This is a genomic window from Dactylosporangium aurantiacum (assembly GCF_000716715.1).
GTDB classification, from domain to species: Bacteria; Actinomycetota; Actinomycetes; order Mycobacteriales; family Micromonosporaceae; genus Dactylosporangium; species Dactylosporangium aurantiacum.
Genome location: NZ_JNYJ01000017.1, coordinates 37,024 through 50,098, shown reverse-complemented (window position 1 = coordinate 50,098; position 13,075 = coordinate 37,024). Strand labels below are relative to the sequence as shown.

Annotated in this window: 15 protein-coding genes; 9 read left to right on the top strand and 6 right to left on the bottom strand. The window is 73.5% G+C overall.

All coding sequences use genetic code 11. The annotated features are described in order from the left end of the window. The first annotated feature begins 7 nt into the window (after positions 1–7). Positions 8–1,462: a fused MFS/spermidine synthase gene (locus tag OP18_RS20370; protein ID WP_245635466.1), complete on the top strand. Its 1,455-nt coding sequence runs from the start codon at positions 8–10 to the stop codon at positions 1,460–1,462. Positions 1,463–1,472: 10 nt separating this feature from the next. Here OP18_RS20370 and OP18_RS20365 read toward each other — a convergent pair whose 3' ends face one another. The 3 genes from OP18_RS20365 to OP18_RS51310 all read right to left on the bottom strand — a co-directional run bounded on the left by OP18_RS20365 (position 1,473) and on the right by OP18_RS51310 (position 4,674). Continuing rightward, entirely contained in the window at positions 1,473–2,219 is a 747-nt protein-coding gene (locus tag OP18_RS20365) for an NAD(P)H-binding protein (protein WP_033360561.1), read from the bottom strand. Between the two features lie 24 nt (positions 2,220–2,243). After that, positions 2,244–3,269, bottom strand: coding sequence for a cobalamin B12-binding domain-containing protein (locus OP18_RS20360; protein ID WP_052387029.1), 1,026 nt, complete (start codon positions 3,267–3,269; stop codon positions 2,244–2,246). Between the two features lie 85 nt (positions 3,270–3,354). Further along, complete coding sequence (locus tag OP18_RS51310) at positions 3,355–4,674, bottom strand: PP2C family protein-serine/threonine phosphatase (RefSeq protein WP_052387028.1); 1,320 nt, start codon at positions 4,672–4,674, stop codon at positions 3,355–3,357. Between the two features lie 90 nt (positions 4,675–4,764). On the opposite strand from OP18_RS51310, the gene OP18_RS20350 reads away from it, so the two are divergent. Further along, complete coding sequence (locus tag OP18_RS20350) at positions 4,765–5,163, top strand: STAS domain-containing protein (RefSeq protein ID WP_162189812.1); 399 nt, start codon at positions 4,765–4,767, stop codon at positions 5,161–5,163. Positions 5,164–5,181: 18 nt separating this feature from the next. Here the strand turns inward: OP18_RS20350 and OP18_RS20345 are convergent, their stop codons facing one another. Continuing rightward, positions 5,182–5,580 carry an ATP-binding protein gene (locus OP18_RS20345; RefSeq protein ID WP_033360560.1) on the bottom strand — a complete coding sequence of 133 codons (399 nt, stop codon included), beginning with the start codon at positions 5,578–5,580 and terminating at the stop codon, positions 5,182–5,184. A 130-nt stretch (positions 5,581–5,710) separates the two neighbouring features. Between OP18_RS20345 and OP18_RS20340 the strand changes: the two genes are divergently transcribed. Beyond that, the gene (locus OP18_RS20340) at positions 5,711–6,091 is read left to right on the top strand and encodes a TraR/DksA family transcriptional regulator (protein WP_245635465.1); all 381 of its coding nucleotides are present in this window, start codon (positions 5,711–5,713) and stop codon (positions 6,089–6,091) included. 30 nt (positions 6,092–6,121) lie between these two features. Here the strand turns inward: OP18_RS20340 and OP18_RS20335 are convergent, their stop codons facing one another. Further along, positions 6,122–6,349 carry a hypothetical protein gene (locus OP18_RS20335; protein ID WP_033360558.1) on the bottom strand — a complete coding sequence of 76 codons (228 nt, stop codon included), beginning with the start codon at positions 6,347–6,349 and terminating at the stop codon, positions 6,122–6,124. A gap of 52 nt (positions 6,350–6,401) precedes the next feature. Here OP18_RS20335 and OP18_RS52775 point away from each other — a divergent pair, with 52 nt between their 5' ends. The 5 genes from OP18_RS52775 to OP18_RS57340 all read left to right on the top strand — a co-directional run bounded on the left by OP18_RS52775 (position 6,402) and on the right by OP18_RS57340 (position 11,742). Further along, positions 6,402–9,143: a hybrid sensor histidine kinase/response regulator gene (locus OP18_RS52775; RefSeq protein ID WP_156089652.1), complete on the top strand. Its 2,742-nt coding sequence runs from the start codon at positions 6,402–6,404 to the stop codon at positions 9,141–9,143. Then, on the top strand, positions 9,140–9,517 hold the full coding sequence (locus OP18_RS20325) for a response regulator (protein WP_033360557.1): 378 nt from the start codon (positions 9,140–9,142) through the stop codon (positions 9,515–9,517). Before OP18_RS52775 ends, OP18_RS20325 begins: the two co-directional genes overlap by 4 nt. A 103-nt stretch (positions 9,518–9,620) precedes the next feature. After that, positions 9,621–11,255: a sodium:solute symporter family protein gene (locus OP18_RS20320; RefSeq protein WP_033360556.1), complete on the top strand. Its 1,635-nt coding sequence runs from the start codon at positions 9,621–9,623 to the stop codon at positions 11,253–11,255. An 18-nt stretch (positions 11,256–11,273) separates the two neighbouring features. Further along, complete coding sequence (locus tag OP18_RS20315) at positions 11,274–11,555, top strand: hypothetical protein (RefSeq protein ID WP_052387025.1); 282 nt, start codon at positions 11,274–11,276, stop codon at positions 11,553–11,555. Between the two features lie 43 nt (positions 11,556–11,598). Next, complete coding sequence (locus OP18_RS57340; protein WP_156089651.1) at positions 11,599–11,742, top strand: hypothetical protein; 144 nt, start codon at positions 11,599–11,601, stop codon at positions 11,740–11,742. A gap of 8 nt (positions 11,743–11,750) precedes the next feature. Here the strand turns inward: OP18_RS57340 and OP18_RS20310 are convergent, their stop codons facing one another. After that, on the bottom strand, positions 11,751–12,062 hold the full coding sequence (locus OP18_RS20310) for a hypothetical protein (protein WP_033360554.1): 312 nt from the start codon (positions 12,060–12,062) through the stop codon (positions 11,751–11,753). Between the two features lie 3 nt (positions 12,063–12,065). Here OP18_RS20310 and OP18_RS20305 point away from each other — a divergent pair, with 3 nt between their 5' ends. After that, positions 12,066–13,073 carry a hypothetical protein gene (locus OP18_RS20305; RefSeq protein WP_063745549.1) on the top strand — a complete coding sequence of 336 codons (1,008 nt, stop codon included), beginning with the start codon at positions 12,066–12,068 and terminating at the stop codon, positions 13,071–13,073. Positions 13,074–13,075 lie beyond the last annotated feature (2 nt).

The window sequence follows — 13,075 nt, the reverse complement described above, 5'->3', positions numbered from 1 at the left end:
TAGAGCGGTGACTCCCGCGACACCGCTCAATAACCGCATCGCCGCCGCCCTCGTCTTCCTGACCAGCGGCGCCGTGCTCGTCCTGGAGATCGTCGGGCTGCGGCTCGTCGGCCCGTACGTCGGCGTGACCCTGTCCAGCAGCACCGCCATCATCGGCGTCGCCCTCGCCGCCATCGCCTACGGCGCCTGGACCGGCGGCTGGCTCGCCGACCGCAGCACCGACCAGCGCCGCCTGCTGTCCCCGCTGCTGCTCCTCGGCGCCGTCGCCACCGCCGCCACGCTGCCCATCATCCGGGTCGCCGGCGAGTGGCTGCGTGGCACCGACACCACCAGCGTCCTGCTGCTGGCCACCATGACCCTCTTCGTGCCCGCCGCGCTGCTGTCCGCGGTCACCCCGCTCGTCGTCAAGCTGCAGCTCGCCGACCTCGCCCACACCGGCCGGGTCGTCGGCCGGCTGTCCAGCGTCGGCACCCTCGGCGCCATCACCGCCACGTTCGCGACCGGGTTCGTCCTCGTCGCCACCGTCCCCACCAGCGTCATCCTGTACGCCCTGGCCGGCGTCCTCGCCGTCGCCGGGTTCGGGTTCGGCGGGTACTGGCGCCGCCGCGGCAACCTGTCCGCCGCCCTCGCGTTCACCGCCATCGGCGTGCCCATCGGCATCGTCGCCCCCAACCCCTGCGCCGTGGAGACCGCCTACACCTGCGCCGCCGTCACCGCCGACGGCACCGGCCGCACCCTGCTGCTCAACGGCGCCCAGCACTCCTACGTCGACCTGGCCGACCCGGAGCACCTCGAGTACTCCTACACCCAGTGGATCGGCGGCTACCTGGACCACCTGCCGCCCGGGCCGCTGGCCGCCCTGCACCTCGGCGGCGGCGGGTTCACCCTGCCGCGGTACGTCGCCGCGACCCGCCCCGGCAGCGACAACCTCGTCCTGGAGCTCGACCCGGCGCTGGTCGCCCTCGACCGCCGGCTGCTCGGCCTGCGCACCGGCCCGCTGCTGCGCGTCGAGACCGGCGACGCCCGCGCCAACCTGCGCCGCCAGCCGTCCGCCAGCCGGGACGTCGTCATCGGCGACGCGTTCGGCCACCTCGCCGTCCCGTGGCACCTGACGACCCGCGAGCTCGTCACCGACGTCCGCCGCGTCCTGCGCCCGGGCGGCGTCTACGCGCTCAACGTCATCGACGGCCCGGCCCGCCGGTTCGTCCGGGCGGAGGTCGCCACCATCGCCGAGGTCTTCCCGCACGTGATGCTGGTCGCGCCGGCGGCCGCGCTGCGCGGCGAGACGGGCAGCAACTTCGTGGTGTTCGCCTCGACGGCGCCGTTGCCGCCCTGGGCGGGCGCGGTGACCGGCGACGCCCCGCAGACGCTGTCCGGCCCGGCGCTGCGGTCCTTCCACACCGGGGCGAAGGTGCTGACGGACGACCACGCACCGGTGGACCAGCTGCTGACCTGGGACTGAAAGGGCTCCGTCAGCGGGGGGCGAAGGGCTTCGCCGGCCGGCCGGTCAGGCGCTCGACGTCGCCGCTCACCGCCGCCAGCTCGCCGGCCGCGATCGCCTCGTACGAGCTGACCCACCCGGCCACCTCGAACGCGGGCGCGCCGTAGTGCGCCCGCGACGCGTACGCCTCCTCGACGGTCTCCGGCTCGTACCGGATCCCGAGCCGGGCCGCGACCTCGTGCAGGGTCAGCGCCTCGGGCCCGGTCAGGTCGTAGGTCCGCCCGTCGTGGCCGTCGCCGGTGAGCGCCGCGACCGCGCACGCCGCGACGTCGTCGTAGCTGACCGCGGCCACCCGCCCGTCACCCGCCGGCCCGCGGATCACCCCGTCGGGCCCGGCCAGCATGGGCAGCATCTCCTGGTACAGGTTGTCGCGCAGGAACGTCCAGGCGAGCCCGGTGCCGCGGATGTACTGCTCGGTGTGCCAGTGGTCCCGGCCGAACGTGAACGTGCACTGCGGCGCCGCCCCGGCGAACGACAGGTACACGACGCGCCGCACCCCGGCCCCGACCGCGGCGTCGACCGCGCTGCGGTGCTCGGCCAGCCGGTCCGCCGACTCCCGCCCCGAGACCAGCAGCAGCGTGTCGACGCCGTCGAGCGCCTGCCGCAGCCGTGGGGTGTCGCGGTACTCCGCGTCCTTGCGGGTCAGCCGCCGCGCCTCCGGCAGCGCCGCCGCCACCCTGCCACCGACCTGGCCGGCCGCCCCGGTCACCGCGATCATGCCTCCAGTATGCGGCCGCCGCCGTCAGAGCGTCTTCAGGTGCCGGGCCGCCTCGGGCAGCGGCTCGCCGACGGTCTGGTGCACCGAGCGCCACAGGCTCGCCACCACGTCGGGACGCTCGCCGCGGGCGGTGAGCAGGGCGGTCAGCCAGTCGCTCGCCTCGCGGAGCAGCCGCGGGTCGTCGGTGAGCAGTGCCGCGGACAGCGCGTGCAGCGCGTGGTCGACCGCGTCGTCGGCGAGGCTGGACCCGTCCGGCGGGCCGCCGGACGGGTCGGCGGGGGCGTCGAGCCAGCGGCGGCGGGCCGAGGCGCGGAACTCGGCGAAGCGGATCGTCATCTCGGCGTGCTCGTCGGCGCCGGCGTGCCGGGCGCGGTCGGTGGCCCAGCGCAGCTCGCTCGCCCAGGCCTGCGCGCCGGCGGCGGCGACGAGCTCGGCGAGCACGGCCGAGGCGGTGCGGGCGTCCCTGGCCCAGCCGGAGGCGCCCAGGGCGCGGGCGCGGGTGTCGTCGGAGCCGAAGGCGCCGCCGCCGACCAGGACCGGCAGCCCGGCCTCCCGGGCGGCGTCGATGAGGCGGCGGGCCGCCGGCAGCGACGCCGCGACAGAGCAGCTGATCGCGACCGCGTCGGCGTCGACGTCGTCGAGGAAGCGGGCGAACTGCCGGGGTGACGTCGAGGCGCCCAGGAAGGTGGTGCGCCAGCCGGCGGCCTGCAGGCAGTACCCGACGAGGCGGGCCGGCAGGCCGTGCCACTCCCGCTCGGCGCAGGCCAGGATGACGTGGCCGAGCGGGGCCTCGGGCGGGGGGATCCGGGCGCCGACGGCCATGGCCACGGACTCGCTGATCGCGGTGGCGGCGTGCTCATGGGCGACGGTCCACGCGCCCTCCGCCCAGCGCCGGCCGACCTGCTCCTGCGCCGGCGCCACGACGTCGAGGAGGACGTCGACCGGGTCGGCGCCGCCGTCGATCAGGCCGAGCGCGTGGCGCACCGCCCCGGCGCCGTCGCGCCGCTCCAGCAGGGCGAAGTACGGCCGGAAGTCCAGCGCACCGGTCATGCCGTCACCTCCGCTGCGCTCCGGCGCCGGCCTGACCTGGAGACTGCGCCCATGATGACCGGCTCCTCGCTACGCTGCGGGCCGGTCATGGAGCCGCCCGCAGGGCCAGCACCGCCAGGTCGTCGCGCTGGGTGCCGCCGGACTCCTCCAGCACGGCGATCTCGATCGCCTCGACGAGGGCGTCGACGCCGGCCTGCGCATACCGGGACAGCAGGCCGGTGAGGCGCCGGGTGCCGTCCCGGACGCTGTGGCCGGCCTCGGTGACGCCGTCGGTGTAGAGCACCAGCGTGTCGCCGGGCGCGAGCAGGACCTGGGCCTTGGCGTATTCGACGGCGGCGACCAGCCCAGCCGCGAGGCCGCGCACGGCGACGGGCTCGACCTCGCCGGAGGCGCGCACGACCAGCGGCGGCGGGTGGCCGGCCGAGGCGACGGTGACGTGCAGGCCACCGCCGGCCTGGCGGCGGACCCGGCCGTAGACGGCGGTGACGTAGCGGCCCTGGGTGGTGCCGTCGAGCATGGTGTTGAGCGCGCGCAGCACCGCGGACGGGTCGCGGTCCACGGCGGAGGCGCCGCGCACGGTGTGCCGGGCCTGGCCGGTGACGACGGCCGCCTCGACGCCCTTGCCGGAGACGTCGCCGAGGACGAACGACCAGTCGGCCGAGTCGCCCCACGCGTCGTAGAAGTCGCCGCCGATCTCGCCGTCGCCGGAGGCCGGCCGGTAGCGGGCGGCGAGCGCGGCGCCCTCGAGCTTCGGCAGCTCCGGCGGGCGGAGGCTGGCCTGCAGCACGGTCGCGACGCCGGCCCGCTCCGCGTAGCGCCGGGCCGCGTCGAGGGCCAGGGCGATGCGCACCGCCAGCTCCTCGGCGAGGGAGATGTCCTCGGCGACGAACCCGTACCCGGTGCGGCGGGCGAGCGTGAGGGTGCCGAACGTGGTGCCGCGCGCGGTCAGCGGCAGGCCGAGCACGTCGGCCGGGCGCAGCGCGGCGACCTGCTCGCGCATCCCCTCGTCGGGCACGAGCGCGACGAGCCCGTCGGGGTGCAGCGGGTCCTGGTCCAGCGCGACGTGCAGCAGCTCCGGGCGGCCCGTGGCGAGCAGCCGCGCCTGGCCGTTGACACCGTCGGCGGCGGGGTGCCGCCGGGTCGCCGAGGAGGGGCCGGGCGTGCCGGCCACCAGGCTGATATACGTCGCGCCGTCCGGTCCGAGCTGCATGATCTGCGCCCAGTCGGCGAGGTGCGGCACGCACGCGGCCAGCGAGCGGCGCACGGTGTGCGTCAGGTTGAGCGAGCCGGACACCTGCCGGCTGGCATCGGCGAGGAACTGGGCGCGCCGCTGCGCGACGGCGAGCATCGCGGCGTCGTCGAGCGAGGCCGGGGCACGCCCCACGAAGTCGAGACCACCGCTCATGCCGCCACCATCGTTCGAGTCTGCGTCGCGCACGCGGCATGGTCAAACGCTGTGAGCGTTTGAAGTCCGCCGGATGGGTACCACACACTGTTGACCAGCGGGCAGCAGCCGATCCGCAGCTCGGTTCGCGAAAGGACATGGCGCAACGTGGTCAACGACGAGACGGTATGGGAGCTGACGGTGCACCGCGACGGCCGGTCGGCGCGCCTCGCGACGGTGGGCGATCTTGATCTCGACTCGGCTCCGAAGCTGCTCACCGAGGTGGCCGGCCAGCTTGAGGCCGGCGTGCGGGAGCTGGTCATCGACCTGGCCGGGCTGGTCTTCATCGACTCCAGCGGGCTCGGCACCCTGGTCGGCTGCTGGCGCCGCGCGCAGCAGGCAGGTGCCACACTGATCGTCGCCAACCCCGGCCCCGACGTGTCGATGACCCTTGAGATCACCGGCCTGGACCAGATCCTGCCGATCCGTCACGAGAAGCAGACCGCCTAGCGGGCCGGGGCCAGCCGGCTAGCGCGACGCCAGCTCGGCCCAGACCACCTTGCCGGTCGGCAGCGGGCGGACGCCCCAGGAGCGGGCCAGGCGCGACACGATGAACATGCCCCGGCCCGAGGTGCTCGTCTCGTTGTCGATCTCGGCGATCCGTGGCAGCTCCGGGCTGCCGTCGCCGACCTCGATGACCACGGCGCCGTCGCGGCGCAGCAGGCGCAGCGCCGCCGGGGGCATGCCGTGGCGCAGCGCGTTGGCGACGAGCTCGTGGCCGACCATCACCGCGGACCGCGTCAGGTGCGTGAGCCCCCAGACCGTCAGCGCCCGCGCGATGACTTTGCGTGCCTGCCGCGCCTCGCCGGGTGGCACCTCGACGGTGACCTCTGCGGTCTCTGGCCCGGTCGTGAACACGTAGCTCATGGTGCCCGATTCATGCCGCCGTTGAACAGTGACGGCACCGTCAGAGTCGGGGATGAGTCAGGTTTGCGGCCCGCTCCCGATGGGCACACCGGAAGCCAGTCGAACGCGATCCAGCTACAGGGGGCCCAGGATGCTCGTCCAGCCAGAGATGACGGTTGCCGGTGGTGCGCAGCGCTCCGCGGATCTGCGTTCCGCGCTGGACGCCCGCCTCCAGGAGCTCGCCGTCGAGTACAACGAGGCGGTCGCCGAGATGACCATGGCCGGTGTGGTCGACGCCGGCGACGACGTCGCCGACCTGGGCACCAAGGCCTTCAGCCGGGACCAGGAGCTCGCGGTCGCGCTGTCGATCCGCTCCCGGATGGACCAGGTCGAGCGGGCGATGGAGCGGCTCGCGGAGGGCACCTACGGCCGGTGCGAGCGCTGCGCCGAGGACATCCCGGTCGCCCGGCTGACCGCGTTCCCGTCGGCCACCCTGTGCGTGCAGTGCAAGAGCCTCAGCGAGCGCCGCTAGTCGTCGCGCCACCTGGTCCCCCGTGCGGGCTCAGCGCGCCCCGCTGGCGCTGAGCCGCTCGACGACGCCGAGCGCCCGGTGCGCCGCGCTGGCCAGGTGCGGCAGGTAGTCCGCGGCGGCCGGGTTGTCCCCGAGGTCCTCCGACAGGAACGCCACGTAGTTGAGGATCGCACCCAGCGCGTTGGAAAGGTCGTGAGCGCCGTCGGCGATCTCGGCCCGGAGCAGGGCGAGTTCGTCGGCCGGTTCCGTCTCGCCCATCCGTCCCCCTGGCTAGAGTGAGTCCCGTCCAACTGTTACGGGGCGTAGTCGGATGATAACTCTAGTCACAGCACTGCTCGTGGTCGCGGTGTTCCTGCGCACGCTCGGGGGGTTTCTCGCCACCCGCGATCCTGTGCAGGGGCACATCACGCTGATCTTCCTGCCGCTGGTGGCGGTCTGCGCCAACGGCGTGGTGCGCGAGCTCACCGGGCAGCCCGTCCCGGCGGCCGTGAACGCCACCGTGACCGGGCTGCTCATGCTGCAGCCGTACCTGGCGCTGCGGCTGACCGCCCAGCTGCGGCACGTGCCGACCTGGCTGGACCGCACGCTGCTCGCCGCGCTCGCGGTGAGCGCCGTTGCCGTCGCGGCCGCGCCCCGCCCGCTCGGCCTCGGACACCTGCTGCTGGCCGCCGGCACGTTCGCCGTGACCCAGGCGATCGCCGGCAGCTACCTGCTGCTCGGCGCGCAGCGGCGCTCCGGCTCGGCCCGGGCCAGGCTGCGCCTGGCCGCGGTCGCCACCTACCTGCTGGTGACGATGATGCTGATGCTGTTCGCCGGCGCCGTGCTGTACCCGGGCGCGACGAGCTGGCTCAGCCCGGCCGCCCGGGCCGTCGCGCTGCTCGCCGCGGTCGGCTACCTCATCGCGTTCATACCGCCCGCCTGGCTGCGCCGGATGATGTCGGCGACGGTCTGGTACGAGGCGACCGAGGACCTGCAACGGCTGCCCGCCGCCGCCGGCGTCGACCAGGTGTGGCGCCGGTACGTCCAGGTGGTCCACGAGACGACCGGCACGGACGCGGTGGTGCTGGTCCGGGTCACGCCCGGCGGCCGCCTCGAGCAGGTTGCGGCGGTGTGCCGGTCCGGCGCGAGCCTGCCGCACGAGCCCATGCCGGCACTCACCGGCGAGGACCTCGACCTGCTGCTCGCCGCCCGCCGGCCGGTCGCCGCCGGCTCGGCCCGCCGGCCGGCGCCGCCACTCGCGGAGTACTACGCGCAGGCCACCGGCGCCCGGCTGGTCACCGCGCTGGCGCTGGCGCTGCCCGCGGACGAGCGCGGCGCCGTGCTGCTGCTGGACCGTTACCGGGCCCTGTTCACCGCCGACGACCTGCGCCTCACCGCCGTGCTCGGCGGCCAGGCGAAGGCGCTCGCCGAGCGCAGCACCACGCTGGCCGAGCAGCGCCACCTGACCGAGCAGCTGGCCGCGTCCGTGGACGCGCTCACCCACGCCAGCCAGGCCAAGAGCGACTTCCTCGCCGGGATGAGCCACGAGCTGCGGACCCCGCTGAACGCGATCATCGGGTTCAGCGACCTGATGCGCGCCGAGCAGCCCGAGGGCGACCGGCGCACCGTGCCCGCCGACTGGGTCGACCACATCCACAACAGCGGCCGGCACCTGCTGGGGCTGATCAACGACATCCTCGACCTGGCCAAGGTCGAGGCGGGGCGGCTGGAGCTCAACCCGGAGCCGCTCGGCCTCGACGCCGCCGTCACCGAGGTGATCACCGGTCTGCGCCCGCTGACCGAGCGCAAGCGCCTGGAGGTGCTGATCGACGTGCCGCGGCTCGCGGTCCGCGCGGACCCCCTGCGCTTCCGGCAGATCCTGGACAACCTGCTGTCCAACGCGATCAAGTTCACCCCCGAGGGCGGCCGGATCACGCTCAGCGCGGTCCAGGAGACCGGCGAGGTGGCGCTGACCGTCGCCGACAGCGGCGTCGGCATCGCCGCGGAGAACCACGCCCGGGTGTTCGAGGAGTTCCAGCAGGTCGGCAACGCCGCCCAGCGGCAGGCCGGCACCGGGCTGGGGCTCGCACTGACCCGCCGACTGGTCGAGGCGCACGGCGGCTCGATCGTCCTGCGGTCCGCGCTCGGCGAGGGCAGCCGGTTCACGGTCCGGCTCCCGGACGCGACCACCGAGCTGCCCGCCGCCGTGCCCGCCGAACCGCCCCTCGCCGAACCGGCCGGGGTCGCCCGCGGCCGGGTGCTGATCATCGACGACGACGCCCGCGCCGCCGAGCTGCTCATGACGTACCTCGCCGCGGCCGGCTACCGGGTGCGGGTGGCGCCCGGCGGCGAGGAGGGCCTGGCCGCGGCGCGGACGTGGCAGCCCGACGCGATCCTGCTCGACGTCGTCATGCCGGGCCTCGACGGCTGGGACGTGATCCGGGAGCTGAAGCAGGAGGAGGCGCTGCGCGGCATCCCGGTCTTCTTCGCCACGATCATCGACGACCGCAAGGCCGGCATGTCGCTGGGCGCGACCGACTTCTTCGTCAAGCCCGTCGACCACGACGTGCTGCTCGCCCAGCTGGCCCGGCACGTGGTGCCGTCCGGCGGCGCCGACAGGGCCGCGGTGCTGGTCGTCGACCGTGACGACCAGACCCGCCACGTGGTCGAGCGGCACCTGCGCGACGGCGGCATCGACGTCGTCACCTGCGACGACGGGCCGGAAGGGCTGCGACTGTCCCGCGACCGGCGCTTCGACCTGATCATCTGCGACCTGCGGATGGCCGACGTCGACGGATTCGCGCTGCTGGCCGGGCTGGAGGACGACCCGGCGACCCGGGGGATCCCGGTGCTGGCGCTGACCGAGCCGGACCTGTCCGACGACGACCGGGTCCGCCTGACCGGCAAGGTCATCGGCACCGTGCCCCGCAGCGCCGCGGCCGCCGACGGCGTCCGCGAGTGGGTCGACCTGGCCGCGGTGGCCAGCACACTGTCCGAGGCCCGCATGGAAGGCATCCGTATGGAAGGCACCGCGCTGGAGGCCGAACGGCGGAAAGGGGCCCGGCAGGCATGAGCAGAGTGCTGCTGGTCGAGGACGAGGAACTGAACCGGGTGCTGGTCAGGGCGATCCTGGCCCGCGCCACCGACGACGTGATCCGCGGCGTCGAGCTGCTGGAGGCGGGCAGCCTGGAGCGGGCACGCGACACCCTGGCGCACACCGACGTCGACGTGGTCCTGCTGGACGTCAACCTGCCCGACGGCAACGGGCTGAGCCTCGCCGCGGACCTCAGCACCCGGCCGGACCGGCCACAGGTCATCGCCCTGACCGCCAGTGTGCTGCCGCACGAGCGGGCCGCGGCGATGAGCGCGGGCTGCGACGCGTTCCTCGACAAGCCGTACGGGGCGCAGGACCTATTGAAGGTCCTCGCTTCGCATCTCCCCTCTTAGGGGCGTTTGAGCGTCACCTACGCGGGGGTAGGTGGGTGGACGCTCACTCGTCGTCAAAGGGGAGGAACGGGTGCGGACTCTTGCCGAAGGTCTACGCCTACAGATGGACGCGCTGGACTACGTCCTCCTGTCGCTCTACTTCATCACCGTCCTGGGCGTGGGCCTCGCCGCGCGCCGCTCCATCAAGAACAGCGCCGACTTCTTCCTCTCCGGCCGCTCCCTGCCGGCCTGGGTGACGGGCCTCGCCTTCATCTCCGCCAACCTCGGCGCGCTGGAGATCCTGGGCATGGCCGCCAACGGCGCCAAGTACGGCATGATGACCGTCCATTACTACTGGATCGGCGCCGTGCCGGCCATGGTGTTCCTCGGCATCGTGATGATGCCCTTCTACTACGGCTCCAAGGTCCGCAGCGTCCCCGAGTACATGCGGCGCCGCTTCAACCGGCCGGCGCACCTGCTCAACGCGCTGTCCTTCGCGCTCGCCCAGGTCCTGATCGCCGGGGTCAACCTGTACGCCCTCGCGCTGATCATGCAGGCACTGCTCGGCTGGCCGCTGTGGACCGCGATCGTGGTCGGCGCGGCGATCGTCCTGGCGTACATCACCCTCGGCGGTCTCTCCAGCGCGATCTACAACGAGGTCCTGCAGTTCTTCGTGATCATCGCCGGCCTGCTGCCGGTCGCGATCATCGGCCTGGTGAAGCTCGGCGGCATCGACGGGCTGTTCGACGCGGTCCGCGAGACGAAGCTCGGCGAGGCCGGCCTGCACACCTGGGCCGACACGGGCGGCAGCGACAACCCGCTCGGCGCCTCGTGGTTCGGCATCGTGTTCGGCCTCGGGTTCGTGCTGTCGTTCGGGTACTGGACGACGAACTTCGCCGAGGTCCAGCGCGGACTGTCGGCGCGCAACATGAGCGCCGCCCGCCGCACGCCGATCATCGCCGCCTACCCGAAGCTGGTCATCCCGTTCGTGACCGTGATCCCGGGCCTGGTCGCGCTGGTGACGGTCAAGGGGCTCGGCGCCGACCAGGGCGACCTGCAGTACAACAACGCGATCCCGCTGCTCATGCGCGAGTTCCTGCCCAACGGGGTGCTCGGCATCGCGGTGACCGGCCTGCTCGCGTCGTTCATGGCGGGCATGGCGGCGAACGTCTCCGGGTTCAACACGGTGTTCACGTACGACATCTGGCAGGAGTACGTGAAACGCGACAAGCCGGATGGCTACTACCTGCGCATCGGCCGGTGGATCACGGTCGTCGGCGTCGTCATCGGCATCGGCACCGCGTTCATCGCCTCCGGCTACAGCAACATCATGGACTACATCCAGGCATTGTTCTCGCTGTTCAACGCCCCGTTGTTCGCGACGTTCATCATCGGCATGTTCTGGCGGCGGATGACCGCCTGGGCCGGCTTCTGGGGGCTGCTCACCGGCACGCTCGCCGCGTTCATCGTCTACGCGGGCTACAAGTGGTGGGGCTGGTTCACCTTCGGGTCCGACCTCGACGAGTCGTTCTGGGGCGCCGGCATCGCGTTCGTGACGGTCGCCGTCGTCGCCGTCGCCGTCACGCTGTTCACCACCCGGAAGACCGACGACGAGCTCAGCGGTCTCGTCTACGGCATCGGCAGCCACGACCTGACCGCCGGCGCGCTCGCCGGCGACCGGGCCTGGTACCGCTCGCCCGTCCTGCTCGGCGCCGGGGCACTGGTCCTGGCCATCGCGTTCTACCTGCCGTTCCTGTAGTGGAGAAGGTGCCTGCAGATGTCTGACCAGACGAGAGCGGAGACCGTCAGGGCGGCCCGCCTGTTCGACGTGCGCCGGGTCATCGGTGGCCTGTTCACCGTGTACGGCGTGATCGTCACCATCCTCGGCGTGTTCGACTCCCAGGAGGAGATCGACAAGGCGGCCGGGGTCCGCATCAACCTGTGGATCGGGCTCGGCATGCTCGCGCTCGGCCTGCTGTTCCTGCTGTGGCAGTGGTGGCGCCCCGCCGAGGCGCCGCCGCCGAGCGACATCCCACCGGCCGACGAGATTCAGCAGTAACGGCCGCTACCGGGTTCCGGCGCGGCGGTGCACACTGCGCGACATGGAGATCGTGCTCGCGGACCTCGCGCCGGACCCGGAACCGTCGTCGTCGTCGGCGGTCGTCGTCGCCGTGATCGGTGGCATCGTCGTGGTCACCGCCCTCATCCTGCTCGTCGTCTGGCTCATGCGCCGGTCGCGGTCCTAGCCGCGGCCTCAGCGCACCAGCCCGATGAACACCGACGCGGCATTCGCCCCCAGACTCGTCACCAGCAGCACGGCGGGATCGCGGCGGCAGGCGAGCCAGAGCATCGCCGCCTCCGCCAGCACGACCACCGCCTCCGCGGTCCAGAGGGCCGCGGGCGACGGTCGCGGCGCCAGCGCCCACCACAGCACCGGGTGCGTCAGCAGGTTCACGACCACACCCAGCGGCACCGCCCGCCGCCAGGTCGCCAGCCGCAGCGCGGTCAGCGCCAGCACGTACAGCGGCACCTCCACGGCGAGGGTCAGCAGCAGCGCCGGGATCACCCCATGAAGGTAACGCTGCCGTTCCTGGCCGCCGCCGCGGCCGCGCTCGCCGTCGCTCTCGGCGCGCCCCTGGCCACGACCGTGCTGGGCCTCATCGCCTTCGGGGTCCTGCACAACGTGCTGGAGCTGCGCTACGTCACCGGCCGCTTCGCCCCGGTGCTCGACGGCCGGTTCCTCGCCGTGCTGTTCGGGCTGATCAGCGCCATCGTGCTGTGCCGGATCGCGGCGATGTTCGTCGGGCAGCCGGCCCGCGACGCCGAGATCCTGGTCGGCTATGCCGTCCTGGCCGCCGGCTGCGCGCACGCGCTGCGTGGGTGGCCGCTGGCCGGCGCCGGCGCGATCCTCGCGGTGGCGGCGGCGGTGTCGCTGGCCTGGCCCGGGTACCACTTCGTGGTCCTCGCCCACCTGCACAACGTGGTGCCGCTGTGCTTTCTCTGGGAGTGGGCCGCCACGCTGCCGGCGGCGACCCGCCGGTGGTTCCGGGCCACCCAGGTCGGCTGGGTGCTGGTGGTGCCCGCCGCCGTCCTTGCCGGGGCCTTCGACGTGTCCGCCGTCTCCCCGTCGACGGTGGCCGCGTTCGCCGGCGAGCCCGCGAGGATCGTGGCGCTCAGCGCGCCGCCCGGGTCGGATCCGGCCGTCGGTGCCCGGTTCCTGGTGGTGTTCGCGTTCCTGCAGACCATGCACTACTTCGTCTGGGTCTGGTTCCTGCCCCGGTACGCCCCGGACGCGGCCCGCGCGTTCGAACGCCGGGTGCCGTGGCTGCGCGGCCCCCGGGCCTGGGCGCTCGGCGCCGGCCTCGGACTGGCCCTCGCGGTGCTGTTCGCCGTCGACTACGCCTCCGGCCGGGCGTTGTACAGCGCATTCGCCTCATACCACGCGTACCTGGAGTTTCCGGTGCTGCTGGCGCTGGTCCTCGGCACGGGTGCAGCGCGTTCACAGCTGGTTTTCAGGGAAACCGCATCCGACGGCCAGCATCCGGCGGCAGTCTCAACGGTGACAGGGGATCGCTGAGC